The sequence below is a fragment of the Nonomuraea fuscirosea genome, from assembly GCF_035917475.1.
GTDB lineage: Bacteria > Actinomycetota > Actinomycetes > Streptosporangiales > Streptosporangiaceae > Nonomuraea > Nonomuraea fuscirosea.
This window is the reverse complement of the sequence record NZ_CP109074.1, coordinates 9,971,019-9,987,056: the sequence shown is the minus strand read 5'-3', so window position 1 is coordinate 9,987,056 and position 16,038 is coordinate 9,971,019. Positions and strand designations below refer to the sequence as shown.

General features: G+C 70.1%; 17 protein-coding genes. 8 read left to right on the top strand and 9 right to left on the bottom strand.

The window, feature by feature from the left end:
- Window positions 1–20 precede the first annotated feature (20 nt).
- Window positions 21–302, top strand: coding sequence for a metal-sensitive transcriptional regulator (locus OIE67_RS45815; protein WP_080044376.1), 282 nt, complete (start codon window positions 21–23; stop codon window positions 300–302).
- Between the two features lie 505 nt (window positions 303–807).
- Here the strand turns inward: OIE67_RS45815 and OIE67_RS45810 are convergent.
- The gene (locus OIE67_RS45810; protein WP_407674779.1) at window positions 808–2,232 is read right to left on the bottom strand and encodes a hypothetical protein; all 1,425 of its coding nucleotides are present in this window, start codon (window positions 2,230–2,232) and stop codon (window positions 808–810) included.
- A 203-nt stretch (window positions 2,233–2,435) separates the two neighbouring features.
- Between OIE67_RS45810 and OIE67_RS45805 the strand changes: the two genes are divergently transcribed.
- A complete protein-coding gene (locus OIE67_RS45805) occupies window positions 2,436–3,200 on the top strand; it encodes a DUF1349 domain-containing protein (protein WP_106245976.1) in 765 nt (254 codons plus the stop codon).
- On the opposite strand, the gene OIE67_RS45800 is transcribed toward OIE67_RS45805, so the two are convergent.
- On the bottom strand, window positions 3,172–3,693 hold the full coding sequence (locus tag OIE67_RS45800) for a gamma carbonic anhydrase family protein (protein WP_393270217.1): 522 nt from the start codon (window positions 3,691–3,693) through the stop codon (window positions 3,172–3,174). The genes OIE67_RS45805 and OIE67_RS45800 overlap by 29 nt on opposite strands.
- Before the next feature lie 150 nt (window positions 3,694–3,843).
- Between OIE67_RS45800 and OIE67_RS45795 the strand changes: the two genes are divergently transcribed.
- On the top strand, window positions 3,844–4,929 hold the full coding sequence (locus tag OIE67_RS45795; RefSeq protein WP_326632386.1) for a coiled-coil domain-containing protein: 1,086 nt from the start codon (window positions 3,844–3,846) through the stop codon (window positions 4,927–4,929).
- Between the two features lie 574 nt (window positions 4,930–5,503).
- Here the strand turns inward: OIE67_RS45795 and OIE67_RS45790 are convergent.
- From OIE67_RS45790 to OIE67_RS45780, 3 genes are all read right to left on the bottom strand, one after another.
- Window positions 5,504–6,256 carry a GntR family transcriptional regulator gene (locus tag OIE67_RS45790; RefSeq protein ID WP_106245982.1) on the bottom strand — a complete coding sequence of 251 codons (753 nt, stop codon included), beginning with the start codon at window positions 6,254–6,256 and terminating at the stop codon, window positions 5,504–5,506.
- Between the two features lie 152 nt (window positions 6,257–6,408).
- Window positions 6,409–6,951, bottom strand: coding sequence for a VanZ family protein (locus tag OIE67_RS45785; protein WP_326632384.1), 543 nt, complete (start codon window positions 6,949–6,951; stop codon window positions 6,409–6,411).
- Between the two features lie 56 nt (window positions 6,952–7,007).
- On the bottom strand, window positions 7,008–7,712 hold the full coding sequence (locus OIE67_RS45780) for a dienelactone hydrolase family protein (protein WP_326632381.1): 705 nt from the start codon (window positions 7,710–7,712) through the stop codon (window positions 7,008–7,010).
- Between the two features lie 155 nt (window positions 7,713–7,867).
- Between OIE67_RS45780 and OIE67_RS45775 the strand changes: the two genes are divergently transcribed.
- The 4 genes from OIE67_RS45775 to kynU all read left to right on the top strand — a co-directional run bounded on the left by OIE67_RS45775 (window position 7,868) and on the right by kynU (window position 11,920).
- A complete protein-coding gene (locus OIE67_RS45775; RefSeq protein WP_326632380.1) occupies window positions 7,868–9,277 on the top strand; it encodes an aldehyde dehydrogenase family protein in 1,410 nt (469 codons plus the stop codon).
- On the top strand, window positions 9,270–10,067 hold the full coding sequence (locus OIE67_RS45770; protein WP_326632379.1) for a 2-keto-4-pentenoate hydratase: 798 nt from the start codon (window positions 9,270–9,272) through the stop codon (window positions 10,065–10,067). Before OIE67_RS45775 ends, OIE67_RS45770 begins: the two co-directional genes overlap by 8 nt.
- The gene (locus OIE67_RS45765; protein WP_326632377.1) at window positions 10,064–10,489 is read left to right on the top strand and encodes a RidA family protein; all 426 of its coding nucleotides are present in this window, start codon (window positions 10,064–10,066) and stop codon (window positions 10,487–10,489) included. Before OIE67_RS45770 ends, OIE67_RS45765 begins: the two co-directional genes overlap by 4 nt.
- A gap of 159 nt (window positions 10,490–10,648) precedes the next feature.
- On the top strand, window positions 10,649–11,920 hold the full coding sequence (kynU, locus tag OIE67_RS45760; RefSeq protein ID WP_407674778.1) for a kynureninase: 1,272 nt from the start codon (window positions 10,649–10,651) through the stop codon (window positions 11,918–11,920).
- Window positions 11,921–11,954: 34 nt separating this feature from the next.
- Here kynU and OIE67_RS45755 read toward each other — a convergent pair whose 3' ends face one another.
- The 4 genes from OIE67_RS45755 to OIE67_RS45740 are packed head-to-tail and all read right to left on the bottom strand — an operon-like array spanning window position 11,955 to window position 15,076.
- Window positions 11,955–12,488 carry a pyridoxamine 5'-phosphate oxidase family protein gene (locus OIE67_RS45755; protein WP_326632373.1) on the bottom strand — a complete coding sequence of 178 codons (534 nt, stop codon included), beginning with the start codon at window positions 12,486–12,488 and terminating at the stop codon, window positions 11,955–11,957.
- A gap of 34 nt (window positions 12,489–12,522) precedes the next feature.
- Complete coding sequence (locus tag OIE67_RS45750; protein ID WP_326632371.1) at window positions 12,523–13,614, bottom strand: serine hydrolase domain-containing protein; 1,092 nt, start codon at window positions 13,612–13,614, stop codon at window positions 12,523–12,525.
- Between the two features lie 36 nt (window positions 13,615–13,650).
- Window positions 13,651–14,022 (bottom strand): MmcQ/YjbR family DNA-binding protein, encoded by a 372-nt coding sequence (locus OIE67_RS45745; protein WP_326632369.1) that lies wholly within the window; start codon window positions 14,020–14,022, stop codon window positions 13,651–13,653.
- A gap of 10 nt (window positions 14,023–14,032) precedes the next feature.
- A complete protein-coding gene (locus OIE67_RS45740) occupies window positions 14,033–15,076 on the bottom strand; it encodes a DUF2293 domain-containing protein (RefSeq protein ID WP_326632367.1) in 1,044 nt (347 codons plus the stop codon).
- Between the two features lie 148 nt (window positions 15,077–15,224).
- Between OIE67_RS45740 and OIE67_RS45735 the strand changes: the two genes are divergently transcribed.
- Window positions 15,225–16,028, top strand: a complete 804-nt coding sequence (locus OIE67_RS45735) for an FKBP-type peptidyl-prolyl cis-trans isomerase (protein WP_326632365.1) — start codon at window positions 15,225–15,227, stop codon at window positions 16,026–16,028.
- Window positions 16,029–16,038 lie beyond the last annotated feature (10 nt).

The following is a 16,038-nucleotide window of genomic DNA, read 5'->3' as shown; positions in this document are numbered from 1 at the left end:
TCTCCGGGTACCGTAGAAGCATGCATGGGTACAGCGGGGACAAGCAGGCATATCTGACGCGCCTGCGACGGATCGAGGGGCAGATCAGAGGTCTGCAGCGCATGGTCGACGACGACGCCTACTGCATCGACGTGCTCACCCAGGTCTCCGCGGCGACCAGGGCTCTGCAGGCGGTGGCGCTGGGGCTGCTGGAGGAGCACATCTCCCACTGCGTGGCCGACGCGATCAACACCGGGGGCCCCGAGGCCGAAGCGAAGGTCAAGGAGGCCTCGGCGGCGATCGCCCGTCTCGTCCGCTCGTAGTTCGCCTCTCGTCCGAAAGTCGGACCGCCGGGCGATGGATTGACTAGTTATGTGAAACCCCGGAAACCGGTGTTCCCGACTCCATTGGAGCCGGGAACTAGGTCCCCGGGGCTAGTAATCGTCGGTCCTTCAGCGGCTCGCCGAAGTCCGCAATCCGAGCGCGTCGTCGAGTTCGTCCAAGGTCAGCCGCCGCTCGCTGACAGCCACGGCCGTGAGCACCTCGGCGTAGAGCGCAATCTCGTCCAACGCGACACGGTCGTGGACCCGAGAGTCCAGGTCATTGTGCCCCACCGCGTCGTCCTTCCTTCCGCAGCCCACACCCTCTACGAGGTTACGGCGGAGACTCTGCGGGCGACATGGCCCATCGGAGTCATTCCTTTCAGCGCCGCGGGGGCCCCTCGGGGATCATTTCCCGAAGCCGAGATCACAATTCAGCTAATTGACTGTTATCGGAAGTGTTAGAACGATATAGGGGAGGTAAGGTGGAAATATCGGTATTTGTGGTTTAGATGTGACCTGTGTGATGGTCGTCGCGTTCATGAACGATCTTTCGTACGAGTGCCGACTGGCTCGCCAGCCCCCGCTCGGGCACCTTGGCCCCCGTCAGCCGCCCCCACGCGAGCCCCATGGCGTAAGCCGCCCCCAGCACCGCCGCCGCGCTCGCCCGGTCGGGCGGCGCCACCTCCAGCACTGGCGCGGGCGCGACCGAGAGCCCTCCCGTACGGACCGGGAAGCCGTCGGGCTCCGTCGAGTCGGCCGCGGACGTCCCGATCCGCCCCGCGCGCGCCAGCTCCTCGTACGCCATCCGCAGCCGATGGTCCAGCCGCTCAGGCAGCAGGTCTCTGGAGTCGGACAGGTCGGCCAGGAACATGGCCGCGGCCGCCGGCGGGTCCGGCATGAAGGACAGCGCCTCGACGAGGTCGTACACGGTGTGCGTGAAGTGCGCCCCGGGGTCGTTCTCGATGAGCAGAGCCCGGCACAGCCGGGCGGGCACGCGCTCCAGCCACGCCTCGCGCAGCCCCGCATCGTCCCCCTGGAAGTCCCGCCGGAGTTCCGGCGACCGGCTCTGCGGGCCGGTCGGTGAGCCGTTGTCCGCGTTGTCCTGGTAGGCGCTGTGCAGGCCGCTGGTGAACTCGCCGCGGAAGTCCTCCGGCCTGGCCGTGCGCAGCGTCGGCTCGACCATCGTGAGCAGCGCCAGCGCGCGCGGCCTGAACCGGGTGTCGAGCAGCAGGATCTGCGCCGCGTCCGCCATCACGGCGGCCAGCCGCAGCGCCTGCCGCGAGCGCCCGGCCCGCAGCCGTTCGGCCACGAGCGTGACGAGGTCGAGCAGCGGCGGCGCGGGCAGCCAGCGCACCCACTCGTCGCCGGGCAGGGGACGGCACAGGTATTCGCCGAACACCGTGATCAGCCGCTCGTTGCCGTCGAAGGCGGGCGCGTAGGCGCACCACATGATCGTGCCCCAGACGGCCGCCACCGTGCTGGGCACGTCGGAGGCGAAGATCTCGCCGAACGCCGTCAGCGGGTAGTCCAGCTCCGACTTGCGCCCGCTGCTCCGGAGCAGCACCCTGAGCTGCTCGGTGAGGCTCCCGGGCACGTCGGGGCCGACGAACGCCTGCGTGGAGCCGGGCTCGGCGTGGAAGTCGTAACCCTGCGGCACCACGGCGTCGGGCAGGGTCGTCGTCGCGTGTCCTACCTGGCGCGCGCGTACGCGCCGCGCCGGCGGGGCGAGGTGCCAGCGGCCGTCGGCGGGGTCGAGCAGGTGCCAGCGCGCGTGGGCGCCGAACAGCCATCGGTCGCCATCTGGGGTCACAAGAATTCTGGCCGCCAGGACGTGGGCGCGATCGGGCACGGAAAGGCGCTGCCAGCGTGGGTCCGCGACCATGGCACGGACCTCCGCCTCCGTGGCGGTGAACGCATCCCAGGGTGGCACGGCGGTCATCGTACTGGTGGTACTCGGATCATCCATCGGCTTTTCACGGCACAATGTCCGCTATGAGGGCGAAGGTAGCAGGGTTGTCGGTGGTCGTTTGTGTGCTCTCCGGTTGCGGTACCGCAGCGGCGCCGCAGCCGACGCTCACGGGCCCCGGCATCCTCACGCTACAGAACGCCTCTCCGCCGGCGCCCGGCGGGGAGGTGGGTGAGGCCTCCACGGAGTTCGACGACGCCGCCGACCTGTCGGCGTGGACCAAGCTCAGCGAGACCGAGAAGGACGTCGACCGCATCGGCAAGTACGACGTGAACAAGACCGTGAAGGGCTCGATGTATCTGGAGCCCAAGACCTCGGCCTGGTTCGACGGCTTCCGCGGGCCCTTCGTCTACCAGGATCTGGCCGGCGACATCGTCATGCACGCCCGGATCAAGGTCACGGGGAAGAGCGGCAGCGGATGGCCGAAGCGCAAGTTCTCGCTCGGCGGGCTGATGGCGCGTCAGCCCGGCTCGTACGCCAAGCCCAACTGGGTGTCGGTCGCGGTGGGCACGGGCGAGAAGAGCGGCCAGGTCGAGGTGAAGTACACCCAGGACGGCAGCTCCAAGCCGCAGGAACTCGCGGTGAAGAGCGGCTGGGTCGAGCTCACGCTGGCCAGGGTGGGCCGCGTCTTCGTCGCGCTCTACAAGGAGGACGGCGGCAAGTGGAAGGTGGGCCGGCGCTGGCCGTCCACCCTGCCCGACGTGCTCCAATGGGGGGTGACGGCCTACACCGACTGGGACAGCTACAGCCTGCTCAAGAAGGACGCCACCAAGGGCAACGCCAAGCAGGTCACGGGCACGCCCGACCTCAAGCTCACGGTCGACTTCGTCCGCTTCCTGCGGCCCGAGCTGCCCGAGTACGCCGATCCGCTCAACGCCGCCTCGGTGCCGGACGAGGTGCTCATCAAAGCGATGACGCCTGCCGGTGCCTGATCGCCTTGGCCATGTAGGTGTCCGGGGTCCCGGCGAAGGACTCGCGGTCGTCGTCGGTGAGCTCGCGCACGATCTTGCCGGGCACGCCGGCGACCAGCACGCCCGAGGGGATCTTCTTGCCGGGGCCGACGAGCGCTCCGGCGGCCACGAGCGTGCCCGCCCCGATCCTGGCGCCGCCGAGCACGATGGCGCCGATGCCGATCAGCGCGCCCGACTCGATGTGGGCGCCGTGGACCATGGCCTTGTGGCCCAGGCTCACGCGGTCCTCCAGGATCGCGGGCTCACCCGGGTCGGAGTGGAGGCAGGACAGATCCTGTACGTTGCACTCCTCGCCGATCTCGATCCGCTCGCCGTCCCCCCGGAGAACGGAGCCGTACCAGATGCTGGATGCCCGGCCCACGCGTACGTCGCCGACCACGACGACGCCGTGGGCTATGTACGCATCGGGGTGTATGTCGGGCACTGCTCCGTTGTCCAACGCTGCTATGTACATTCGAGACATCGTAATTCCAGCTCGGGGTATGGCGTTCGGGTTGCGGACGTGGGCAGATGGCAGGAAAGTCGTTTCCTGACGTCCCGTTGCCAGACCCTCACAACCCGCAGTTTTCCCCCGCCTCACGCAAACCACCCTTAGGTAACCCCCATGACACACCAGCACGAGAGCATTCCCGATCTGATGCAAGAGGACACGTTCGAGGTCGTGATGCGCGGCTACAACCGCCGCCAGGTCCACGACTACATGATGCGAACCCGTAACCAGATAAGGGACCTGGAAGAGCGGCTGGCACGGGCCATCGAGCAGGCCGAGCAGGGCCGGATCGAGCTGGCCGAGGCCCGCCGGCGCATGGTCGAGACGCCGCAGAGCTACGAGGACCTGAGTCCCCGGCTCGCGCAGATCCTCCGGCTCGGCGAGGAGGAGGCCGCGGCCAAGCGCGAGGACGCCGAGGCCGAGGCCACCAGCGTGCGCGAGTCCGCCAAGGCCGAGTCCGAACGGCTCCTCAGCACCTCGCGCGAGACCGCCGACAAGATCCTCACCTCCGCGCAGGCCGAGGCGGAGCGGCGGGTGAGCGAGGCCACCCAGGCGGCCGAGAACATGCTCGCCCAGGCGGGCAGCGACGCGGAGGAGCAGCTGACCTCCGCCCGCACCGAGGCCGACGAGACGCTGAAGGGGGCCAGGGCCGAGGCCGAGCGGCTGGTCACGGGCGCGCGGACCGAGGCCGACCAGACCATCACGAGCGCCAGGACCGAGGCGGAGCAGGCCGTCGCGAGCGCCAACGCGCAGGCCGAGCAGACCGTGCAGTCCGCCAACGCCCAGGCCGAGCAGATCGTCTCCGGCGCGCGCGCCGAGGCCGACTCCATGCTGGAGCAGGCGCGCCAGCGCACCGCCGCGCTGGACGAGCAGGCCGGGCGGCGGGTCGACTACCTGAGCAACACGCACTCCGAGGTCGTGCGCCGGCTCACCGAGGTCAGCGCGGTGCTCGGCGACCTGATGCGGGCGGAGGCGAACGCCGGCCCGCTGGTCCCCGACGCGATCATGCCGCCGGCCGGCCAGGGCGCGGAGGACGCTCCAAGCGCTCAGGAGGACGTACGCGTGGTCCTCGACCCCGAGGAGACGGTTGAGGTCGTCGTCGACAAGGACGCGGCCGAGCAGCGGTCTCAGGGCCGGGAAGAGGGCATCTCGGACGATACGGACGTCAATATCGCCCGGCTGTCAGAGGCGCACAAGTAGGCGACAAGTCGGCACACAAGCAAGCCGCGAGCAGGCCCGAGCAGATCCGGCGAGCGGTCGTAAGCGGAAGCCCCCGCCCCCGATAGGGTCGGAGGCTTCCGCGTTCGTGGCCCCTCCTGTTGGGGGCCCGGTACCGGGGCCGCCGAGACGCTGAACCCGGCACCGGGCTGCTCGTGTGCGCGGGCCGGGGAACGCTCCGCGGCCCGCGTCATGGAGGTGCGGGGCCGGCCCGCCACGTCTGGTGCTCACCGGCCCGCCTCTCCTGGTCCCGGAGATGGTCGCGCAGTCCCTCCGGGTCGTCCGCGTCGATGGTCATCGCACATCCGGCATCGCGCTGCGCCACGCTGAGCGGATGGTGTCTCGTGGCCCACCAGCGGCCCGCGTCGCTCCGCCAGACGGTCCAGTGGGGGTAGTCCCGGGCAATGTCGGCAAGATGTCGGTCAAAGGACATCTCCGTCCGCCTTTCCCGGGCCCCAGGCGAGGTTCCATCTCCCTACAAGATGCGCCACCTCTCTAGAGAATTTCTATGATCGTGGCGGACAGGTCAACCTATCGCTTGACAGATCCCCTTGAATTACGCGTCGAAGTCGTACTGGAGTACATACGCCGCCGAGTCGAGCACCATCTCGTTGAGCTCGATCGGCAGCCCTCCCGACGTGTACGCGGTCCGCGAGATGACGATCACGGGTGTGCCGCCGGGCAGGTCGAGCAGCCCGCTCTCGCGCGGTCCCGGCATGCGGGCGCGTACCTCCTCGGTGAAGTGCACGGGGGGCAGGCCCAGGTCGCCCAGCCGGGCGTAGACGCCGCCCGGGCCGGTGTCCGCGAGGGTGATCGCGCTTCCCTCGACCAGGTGGGCGGGGAAGGAGGACGTGGCCAGCTGCACGGGTCTGGCGTCGACCGAGTAGCGCCGCCGCCGGACCCACACCTCGCCGCTCTGGAGGACCGCGGCCACCTCCTCGGTGGCGCGCTCCAGCACCACCTCCACCCGGTCGACGGTGAACGGCCTGCCGCGCGCGTCGGCGTCCCAGATGGCCCGTCCCTGACCCCACTGCTCTCGTGACAGGCGGCGCGAGCCGTGCCTGCGGATCGGTTTGAACAGCCGCACGTAAACCCCCGAGCCTCGTTTGGGCACCGCCAGCCCTTCGTTGATCAGTACGGCAAGCGCCTGCCTGGCGGTGGCTCGTGCGATTGCGTATTCGGCCATCAGCGCGTTCTCGCCCGGCAGTCGGTCCCCGTCGCGCAGTTCGCCGGACAGAATCCGGGCGCGGAGGCCGTCGGCGATGCGTCGATAGATAGGGGGCTCGTGGGGTACCGGGGATTCAGACAACTTTGATCACCCTCTGTCACCGACCGGGTAGTGGCGTCTCCAGAGAACTTGCCCCGTCTTGTCCACGATCGCACAGATGCAGGGCTTGGTCGCGGGCTGATTTTGAGAGGATCGTGCCCGTGTGGTGAATTCCGCGATGTTTTAGCGGACCGTTAGCGTGGAACGGTCCCGGCCGGTATTCGATCGGCCCACCAGCGGCGAGTAACCAAAGCGAAGATCACGGCGCCGGCCGTATTGAGGATGACGTCGTCCACGGAGGAGAAACGACCCAGTCGCAGCACGTACTGGAGCACCTCGACCAGGACCGAAAATGCCGCCGCGACGGCCGCAACACGGGCGGGAGAGGACATCGCCGCGCTGCGCGCCGGCAGCAGCGCGCCCAGCGCGGCGAAAACCAGCAGGTTGCCTCCGACCTGCACCGACGCCGCTTCCCACGGTGCCGTCAGCAGGTCCGCGAGGTCGGCGAAGGGGACGAGCCCGACTCCTCCCCGGCCGTCCGAGGGCGTGAGGATCATCCAGATCCAGGGCGTGGTCCCGGCCACGATGCCGACGTCGGCGATCGCGGTCCGCAGGGCTGCGGGACGGCCGGCGCGAGCGCGGTGGCGGTGGAGAAGCAAGATTGCTAGCAACGCGACAGGGAGTGCAAACGTACCAGCAATAATGACGTTTCCCCACAATTCCCACGTCCGCGCCATCCGACCATCATGGCGATTGATCTAGGGGTACCGGAAGATGTCCATCTGGACAGGTCTCACCGGGCGGGCAGATGCTCGCCGAGGAAGGCCATGGCGACCCCCCACGTACGCTCCGCCGCCTCCGGCCGGTAGAACATCGGCGCCTCGCTGTTGTGGAAGGCGTGCCCGGCCTCCTCCTCCACATGCATGATCACGTTCGGCCGGGACTCGGCGGCCTTCTCGACCACGGCCACCCGCTCGCGGGCGATGAAGGGGTCGTCGCCGCCGAAGACCAGCAGCAGCGGCGCCTGGATGCGCTCCATCAGGCCGGTCCCCTCGGGCACGGCCGAGCCGTAGAACGACAGCACCGCGCCCAGCTCGACCTGGGTGGCCAGCATGTACGCGATCGAGCCGCCCAGGCAGAAGCCGACCGCGCCGACGCCGCCGCGCACCTCGGGCAGCGCGCCCAGATGGGCGACCGTGAGCGCGCAGTCGGCCACGCCCTGGGCGAAGTCGAACCCCTCGGCCAGCGCGATCGAGGTCTGCGTGCCCTCGGGCGTGTGCTCGCCGATCCAGTGCGGCTGCAACCGCCAGAACAGATCGGGCGCGGCCACCACGTAACCGCGCGCGGCCAGGTCGGCGGCGACCTTCTCGATGTACGGGCCGACGCCGTAGATCTCCTGGACGAGGAGGATCCCCGGGCCGCTCCCGCCGTCGGGCAGCCACACGCGTACGTCGAAGGAGCCGTCATGGGCGGCGATTCTGTCTGTTCGGATCTGCATGTTCACCAGCATCGCTCATAGCGCGCCGCGCGATCCGGCGAGACGATGCGATCAGAGGTTCCGTGTCCCCGGGACGCTCCAAGGTCCACGAGCCGCACGTCGATCCAGACCGGTCGATCCAGACCGGGAGGCGAGGGAGAGATGAGGAGAGTGCTGTGCTGACCCATTTCATCGGCGGCGAGCCGGTGGCCGCGGGCAAGGTGTTCCCCGTGCACGACCCGGTGACGGGCGCGGTGGTCAGGCAGGTGCACGAGGCCGACCCCGAGGTCGTCGACCGGGCGGTGCGCGCGGCCAGGGAGGCGGCCCGCGACTGGGCCGGGCTGCCCGTCGGCGAGCGCGCCGGGTGGATGCGGCGCCTGGCCGAGGGCATCGAGGCGCGCTTCGACGACCTGGTGGCCGCGGAGATCGCCGACACGGGCAAGTCGTTCGACCAGACCCGCACGCTCGACATCCCGCGCGGCATCGCGAACTTCCGCGCGTTCGCCGAGATCGCGGCCCAGCGTCCCGACGACGCCTTCCACCTGTCGGGAACGCTCAGCTACACCGTGCGCAGGCCACTCGGCGTGGTCGGCGTGATCGTGCCGTGGAACCTGCCGTTCCTGCTCATGACCTGGAAGCTCGCCCCCGCCCTCGTCTCGGGCAACACCGTGGTGGTCAAGCCGTCGGAGCAGACGCCCGGCTCGGCGGCGGTGTTCGCCGAGATCTGCGCCGACACCGGGCTGCCGCCGGGCGTGGTCAACATCATCTTCGGGCCCGGCCCGGTCGGGCAGCTGCTGGTCGAGCATCCGGACGTGAACGGGGTGACGTTCACGGGGTCAACGAAGACGGGCACCGCGATCATGATCACGGCGGCCGAGCGGGTCAAGCCGATCTCGTTCGAGCTGGGCGGCAAGAACGCCGGGCTGATCTTCGAGGACTGCGATCTCGACCGGGCGGTCGAGGGCGCGGTGAAGTCGGTCTTCACCAACGGCGGCCAGGTCTGCCTGTGCACCGAGCGGCTCTACGTGCAACGCTCGATCTTCGAGGAGTTCTGCGCCCGGCTGGCCGTGCGCGCCCAGGAGGTCGAGCTGCAGCCGATGATCTCGGCCGAACATCGCGACAAGGTGCTCTCCTACTACGCCCTGGCCCGCTCGGAGGGAGCCAAGGTGCTGGCGGGAGGCGGCGTCCCGCTGTTCGGCGACCACCGCGATTCCGGATATTTCGTGGAACCGACGGTGGTGACAGGCTTGTCGGAGTGGTCCAGGTTCAACAGGGAGGAGATCTTCGGTCCCGTGTGTCACGTCGCCCCCTTCGACAGCGAGGCCGAGGCGATCGACCTGGCCAACAGCAGCGACTACGGCCTGGCCGCCACGCTGTGGACCACCAACCTCGACCGCGCCCACCGGGTGGCGCAGCGCCTGGAGGCGGGGCTCGTCTGGGTGAACACCTGGTACCTGCGCGACCTGCGGACGCCGTTCGGCGGCGTGAAGCTGTCGGGCATCGGCCGGGAGGGCGGCACCCGGTCACTCGACTTCTACTCTGAACCCACCACGATCACCATCAAACTGGAGCAGTCCGATGCATGACGAATGGTCCCAGGCAGTCAACGCGCACGCCCAGGCCGCCGACCGGCTGGCCGAGGCAGCACTCTCCGGCAAGCCCTGTGCGCCGATCAGGGACCTGGTCAGCACCGCCGCCGACGCGTACGCCGTACAGGAGATCGGCACGAAGCGGGCGCTGGCCGAAGGGCGGCGGCTGGTCGGCCGGAAGATCGGCGTCACCAACCCGCTGCTGCAGCAGCAGTTCGGCATCGACCAGCCCGACTTCGGCATGCTGTTCGCGGACATGTACCACCGCGACGGGCTGCCGATCCCGCTGGAGCCGTTCCTGCAGCCCAAGGCCGAGGCGGAGGTCGCGCTGGTGCTCGGCGCCGACCTGGAGGGCGGCCCCTTCACGGTGGCCGACGTGATCAGGGCGGTCGACTTCGCGCTGCCGGCCATCGAGATCGCCGACTCCAGGATCGCCGACTGGGACATCACGCTGGCCGACACCGTCGCCGACAACGCCTCGGCCGGCGCGTTCGTGCTGGGCAGCACGCCGACCTCGCTCATGGGGCTGGACCTGCGGGCGGCCGGGATGACGATGACGCGCGGCGGCGAGGAGGTGTCGACCGGGTCGGGCGAGTCGTGCCTGGGCCACCCGCTCAACGCCGCCGTCTGGCTGGCCGACCGGCTCGGCCGCACCGGCTACGCGCTGCGGGCCGGCGACGTCGTGCTGACCGGCGCGCTCGGCCCCGTCGTGCCGGTCGGTCCAGGAGACGTGTTCGAGGCGCGCGTCGAGGGGTTGGGATCGGTGCGGGCGGTGTTCGGGAAGTGAGGCCCAAGGCCATCCGCGTTCCGGGCAAGGCCGCGCCGCGAGGCAGGTTCCCGCACGTCAAGAGGGCGGGTGACTTCCTGTACATCTCCGGTACGAGCTGCCGGCGCCTCGACGACACGTTCGTGGGCGTGGAGGTGGACAAGCACGGCACGACGAACCTCGACATCCGCGCCCAGACCCGCGCGGTCATCGAGAACGTCGGCGACATCCTCAAGGCCGCGGGCGGCTCACTGGCCGACCTCGTGCAGATCACCACATACCTGGTGAACATGAACGACTTCAAGGGCTACAACGAGGTCTACGCGGAGTTCTTCGACGAGGAGGGACCCGCCAGGGCCACGATCGCGGTGCACCAGCTGCCGCATCCCCACCTCCTCATCGAGATGCAGGCCGTGGCCTACCATCCGCTGGAGCGATCATGATCGTCCCCATCGACTTGCCGGCGGGCGGCCTGATCAGGCGGGCCGGCTTCCTGTTCGGTACGCCCGCGCGAAGCTGCTCGGGGTAACGCGGAGGTGTTCCTCGGTCAGGTCCCATAATGGCGTAAATAGGGTGATATTCACTATTTCGTCAGGACAGGAGTGGCCGTGGACCGCGACCAGTGTCTCGCCTCCGACGCCTCGGACCCGCTGCGGGCCTTCAAGGACGAGTTCGTGCTGCCGGACGGCGTGATCTACCTCGTCGGCAACTCGCTCGGCGCGCTACCCCGGCGCACGCCCGAGCGGATGCGGCAGGCGGTCGAGGACGAGTGGGGCGCGCAGCTCGTCGGCGGCTGGAACCACGCCGGCTGGTACGACCAGCCGCTGACCACCGGCGACCGGCTGGCCCCCCTGATCGGCGCCGGGCCCGGGCAGGTCGTGGTGGGCAACACCACCTCGATCGCGATCTTCCAGGCGGTGGCGGCGGCGCTGAGGCTGCGCCCGGACCGCCGGGTGATCGTCTCCGAGGTGCGGAACTTCCCCACCGACCACTACATCGTGCAGGGGCTGACCCGGCTGCTGGGCGGCGGGCAGGACCGTTACGAGGTGCGCGACCTGGCCGAGCGGCGTTTCGAGGACGCGGCCGTGGTGCTGCTGTCGGAGGTGGACTACCGCACCGGCGCCCGGCGCGACATGCGCTCGATCACCGCCGAGGCGCACGCGGCGGGGGCGCTCATCGTGTGGGACCTGTGCCACAGCGTGGGCGCCATGGAGGTGAACGTCTCGGGCGACGGCTTCGCGGGGGCCGCCGCCGCTGAGGCCGATCGCGGGGGCGCCGACTTCGCTGGGGTTGACTTCGCGGTTGGATGTACCTACAAGTACCTGAACGCCGGTCCTGGCGCGCCCGCGTTCCTCTACGTCAACCCGCGCCACCAGGCCACCGCCGAGAACGTGCTGTCCGGCTGGCACGGCCATGCCGAGCCGTTCGCGTTCGAGGAGGACTTCCGGCCGGCCGAGGGCATCAGGCGGTTCGCGGTGAGCACCCCGCACGTGCTGTCGTTCGCCGCCCTTGAGGCCACGCTGGACATCTGGGAACGGGTGGACCTGGCCCAGGTGCGGGCCAAGAGCATGGCGCTGACCTCGCTCTTCATCGACCTGGTCGGCGACGCGCTGGAGCTGGTCTCGCCGGCCGGCCCCACGGAGAGGGGCAGCCAGGTCAGCCTGCGCCACCCCGACGGCTATCCGGTGATGCGGGCGCTGATCGACCGCGGTGTGCACGGGGACTTCCGCGCGCCCGACATCCTCAGGTTCGGCTTCGCGCCGCTCTACATCGGTTACGCCGACGTGCACGACGCCGCCACGACCCTGCTGGAGGTGCTGGACAAGGAGCTCTGGCGCGACCCCGCCTACGCCACCCGCCTGGCCGTCACCTGAGGTCTCCTGACACGTGTCCGGGCGGTGGCGGCCGTCAGCGCCACAGGTAACGCGTCTGGGACGACCGCTTCCCGTCGGCGAAGGCGAACGCCTTGTCCGGCTGGACCCGGTAGAGCTGGACGGCTCCGGCCCGGACGCGGTCGCCCAGCTGGTACCAGGTTCCGTCCTCGCGGGTGAACTGCCAGCCGTAGGACTGCTCGAACGCGGTCGCGGCTGCGTGCCGGGTGTCCTGGTCGGTGACCAGGCTCGCGGTGCCCTCGATGACGTAGTTGGTGCTGGTCAGGGTGTCGGTTCCGCTGGTCAGGGCGCAGTGCTGGTTGGCGCTGAGGTTTTTGGCCTTCTGCTCGTTCTCGCCGGTGATGAACCACATCGCGCCGAACGCCCAGATCGCCACGAGTGGTGTCACGTGCGGGCGGCCGTCCCGGCGCACCGTGCAGAGCTGGAACTTCTGGATCCGGCGCAGCGCCCACTCCGTCTCCTCCCACGGCGTCGGACTGGCATCCGGCGTGGAGAAGGGGCCGAGGATGGTCTGCGGCACGGCCGGGTCGCCGGTGGTGGGAGTGGACATGATCTCTCCTGGTGGTGGTTTAGACGAAGGCGGCTCAGGTCATTCTGGCGAGATGGTCCGACAGAATCGTGGTGACCGAGAGCGCGGTGTCGAAGTTCGGGACGAGCCGGGTCTTCGTCAGCGCGAACGCGACGCCGCGCGCGGGGTCGGCGTAGGCGTAGCTGCCGCCCCCACCCGGCCAGCCGAACGCCACCGATCTCTCCGCGGCGGGCGCGCCGATCCGGCCGATCGGAAAGCCCAGCGCCATCCGCGCCGGAGTGCCGAAGACCTGGTCCACGCCCTCGTACGCGGGCGCGCACAGTTCTTCCAACTGCGCGGAGCCCACGAGCTCGCCCCGCAGCAGGGCGTCGAACATCGCGGCGAGGCCGTGCGCGGTGGCGCTGCCCACCGACGGTATGTCGGCGCGCAGGATCGCCTCGTCGTTGCCGAAGTCCGCCCGCGGCCCGCTCTCCCAAGGCGCGAGGATCGCGTCACCGTCGTCCGGGACGGCGGGCCACTGCTCCGCCCGCTGCTCCAGGCGGGCCGGCCCCGGCAGCGACTCCGGCGGAGCGCCGAAGAAGAGCTGCCCCTCGATGCCGAGCGGCGCGGTGATCCACTCATGCAGCAGCTCGCCCATCGGCCGCCCGGTGGTGCGGCGCGCCAGCTCACCGACGAGATGGCCGAAGGTGTAGGCGTGATAGCCCATGGCGGCGCCGGGTCGCCAGCGCGGCTCGGCCGCGGCCAGGGCCGCGCACACCCTGGACCAGTCGGGCAGCTCGGCCGGAGTGATCTCGCGCGGCATGGCGGGAAGACCGGTCGTGTGGGTCAGGACGTGGCGCAGCGTCGTCGTGGCCTTGCCGCGTACGCCGAACTCGGGCCAATGATCCTCCACCAGGCTGTCGTAGCCGAGGAAACCGCGCGCGACGAGCATGTGAGCGAGCGTCGCGGCCATGTTCTTGCCGGTGGAGAAGCTGAAGATCGGCGTACGCGAGGTGAGCGGCCGGCCGATGACCGGATCGGCCGGGCCGGCCACCGCGTCGACGATCAGCGCGCCGTCCTGATAGACGGCGACCTGCACGCCCGTCTCCACGCCGGCGCCGACGAGCGTGTCGAGGTGACGCTGAATCCGGTCCTGTAGATCACTCATCGCCGTTCCCGCTCCGTAACCGGCCCCGTCCGGCTGTCACCTGAGGTCGAGCTCCTTGACCGCGCGCTTGGGCGCGATGGCACGGTAGCTCTCCTCGACCCAGTCGAGCAGCACCTCGGTCTCGGGCAGCTCGGCCAGGAACGGCACGGTCACCCACCCGGCCTTGCCCAGCCCGTAACCGCTCGGCTTGGCCCCCTCGACCGTCAGCGCGTGGCCATGGGTCTCCGACAGCAGCTTCACCCCGAAGGTCGGGTCCCACTTCTCGGTCCGCTCGTCGATCCCGAGGAACAGGAAGACCTTCTTGTTCACCTTGATGACCGTCTCGCCCCAGGGATGATCCTCGTGGCTCTCGGGCAGGCCGAGCGCGAACGCGCGCAGCTCTCGCCTCACGTCGTGCCAATCGCTCATGTTTTCGACATTAGCGTGGGACGCGGAACTCTTCGAGCTTGCGCTCGATGGCTCCTCTGATCCGCTCCCTGGCCTCCATCCGCGGCACGCCGGACATGAGCAGGCTGTCGTAGTCGGTGTCGAGGTGCCGGACCGAGGCGATGACGGCCAGGGTGATGGCGTTCTCGTCGAGCGCCCTGGCCGCCGCCGACCTGCCGACCCGGCCGCTGCCGCGCAGGCCGGCGTGCTCGGCGATCTCCCGCGCCCGCTCCTCGGGGCAGCCGGGGAACAGCCGGGCGATCTCGGCCGCCATCCGTGCCTGGAACTCGACGTCCTGATCCGCTCTGCGGACGCGGTCGCGCTCGCGGCGGCGCAGCCGTACCTCCTCGTCGGCCAGGCACCGGTCCTCGGCGGCGGCGAGCGGGGCCTCCTCCACCAGCAGGCCCTGGCGCTGGTAGAGCCGGCGCCGCCGGTTGTAGCGGACCACCACCGCAGACAGGCCGCTCTCCTGCTTGGCGCGGCGGCTGAGCGCGGCGTTGCCCGACGGCAGGAACACCAGGTGGTCCATGTCCGCGCAGGTCAGGCAGTGGGGCGCATCGTCCTCCATGATCAGGTAGGGGCCGGTGCCGGCGCAGGACGCGCACGTCCAGTCGTCGAGCGGGGACACCGCCACCAGGTCGGGCGCCTTGCTCTGCGCCTCGGTGAGCCGGCGCACCCTGGCCTCGCTGAGGTCGGGCGAGAGCCAGTGCACCCGGAACGGCTCCTGCGCGTGCGCGGCGGTGAAGCGCAGCTCGCGGCGGTCCCGCGTGCCCGCGACGTAGGGGGTGTCGACCGGCTTGAGCCCCTTGGCCCGCGCCCAGTCGCGCAGCAGGCCGGCCGTGGCCAGCAGGCGGTCCTCGTCGACCGCCGCCAGCTCGGCCAGCGTGGCCGCCCTGCCCTGCCGCCAGGTGTCCACGTGCCGGGTGTGCAGCCAGCGCAGAGCGGTCACCACGTCGATGAACGTCACGTACTTCCGGGTGGTCAACGCGATCTCGGCCGCCTCGGCGACCCGCCGCGCGAGGTTGGGCTTGCTCACAGGCTCTCCTTGCGCGGGCCCGTCAGCGGGCCGCGTCCGATGATCCCCTCACTCACGTTCCAAGTTTGTCGTGAGATGGCGCGCCCCGAAGCTTTCCTTTGGACACTTACGGCAAGTAACTCCTTCGGATCTGGTCCTGGAGGAAATCGTGCGTCTGTTCTGGCCTGCCCTCCTCATGCTCGCCACCACGTGCGGGGTGGCGGAAGAGGGCACGCAACCCGTCGTGACGGGGCGGTTCGGCAGCAAGCCGAACGTCTCCATACCCATGGGCCAGCCGGGGCGCACGCCGCGGATCACGGTGCTGTCGATGGGCAGCGGACGGCGTACGGTGCCCGGTGACGTGGTGCTCGCCGACGTGGACATCCGGCGCTGGTCGGGCAATCGTCCCTATCTGAGCACCTGGGACGGCAACCAGCCCACCACGGTCGTCTTCGACGGCCGGCAGGTGTCGGAGACCTGGCGGCAGGCCCTCATCGGGCGGCCGGCGGGCAGCCGGGTCATGCTGGTCAGCCCGGCCGGCGAGGCGACGGGCCCGAACGTGCCGCTGGGCGGCCTCTCGCCCGCCGACACGCTGGTGCTCGTCTTCGACATCCTGGGCGGTTACCCGCCCGACGCCCGGCTCGTCGGCCGCGCGCTGCCGGTGGTCCCGGCCGACCTCACGCCGTCGGAGCCGCCGCGTACGCTCATCGACGGGTCGGGGCCGCGCGTGGAGGCCGGCGCGAAGGTGGTCGTCCAGTACGTGGCCGCGTCCTGGCCGTCGCGGACCGTGGTGGACTCCTCCTACCGGCGGGGCGGGCCGAGCGCGTACACGCTGGAGGCCGGCGCCGCGCCCGTGTCCTGGGTCAAGGCGCTGACCGGGCAGCACGTGGGCAGCCGGGTGGCCGTGCCGTCGCCGGGAGAGCTGCCCATGCTCTACGTGATCGACATCCTCGACACGATCACGTCCGCGTAGTCCGGCCTTA

Coding starts and splice junctions, on each gene's coding strand:
- OIE67_RS45815 (WP_080044376.1), top strand. CDS start 21: ATGCATGGGTACAGCGGGGACAAGCAGGCATATCTGACGCGCCTGCGA.
- OIE67_RS45800 (WP_393270217.1), bottom strand. CDS start 3,693: ATGTACATAGCAGCGTTGGACAACGGAGCAGTGCCCGACATACACCCC.
- OIE67_RS45795 (WP_326632386.1), top strand. CDS start 3,844: ATGACACACCAGCACGAGAGCATTCCCGATCTGATGCAAGAGGACACG.
- OIE67_RS45785 (WP_326632384.1), bottom strand. CDS start 6,951: ATGGCGCGGACGTGGGAATTGTGGGGAAACGTCATTATTGCTGGTACG.
- OIE67_RS45780 (WP_326632381.1), bottom strand. CDS start 7,712: ATGCAGATCCGAACAGACAGAATCGCCGCCCATGACGGCTCCTTCGAC.
- OIE67_RS45770 (WP_326632379.1), top strand. CDS start 9,270: ATGCATGACGAATGGTCCCAGGCAGTCAACGCGCACGCCCAGGCCGCC.
- OIE67_RS45755 (WP_326632373.1), bottom strand. CDS start 12,488: ATGTCCACTCCCACCACCGGCGACCCGGCCGTGCCGCAGACCATCCTC.
- OIE67_RS45750 (WP_326632371.1), bottom strand. CDS start 13,614: ATGAGTGATCTACAGGACCGGATTCAGCGTCACCTCGACACGCTCGTC.
- OIE67_RS45745 (WP_326632369.1), bottom strand. CDS start 14,022: ATGAGCGATTGGCACGACGTGAGGCGAGAGCTGCGCGCGTTCGCGCTC.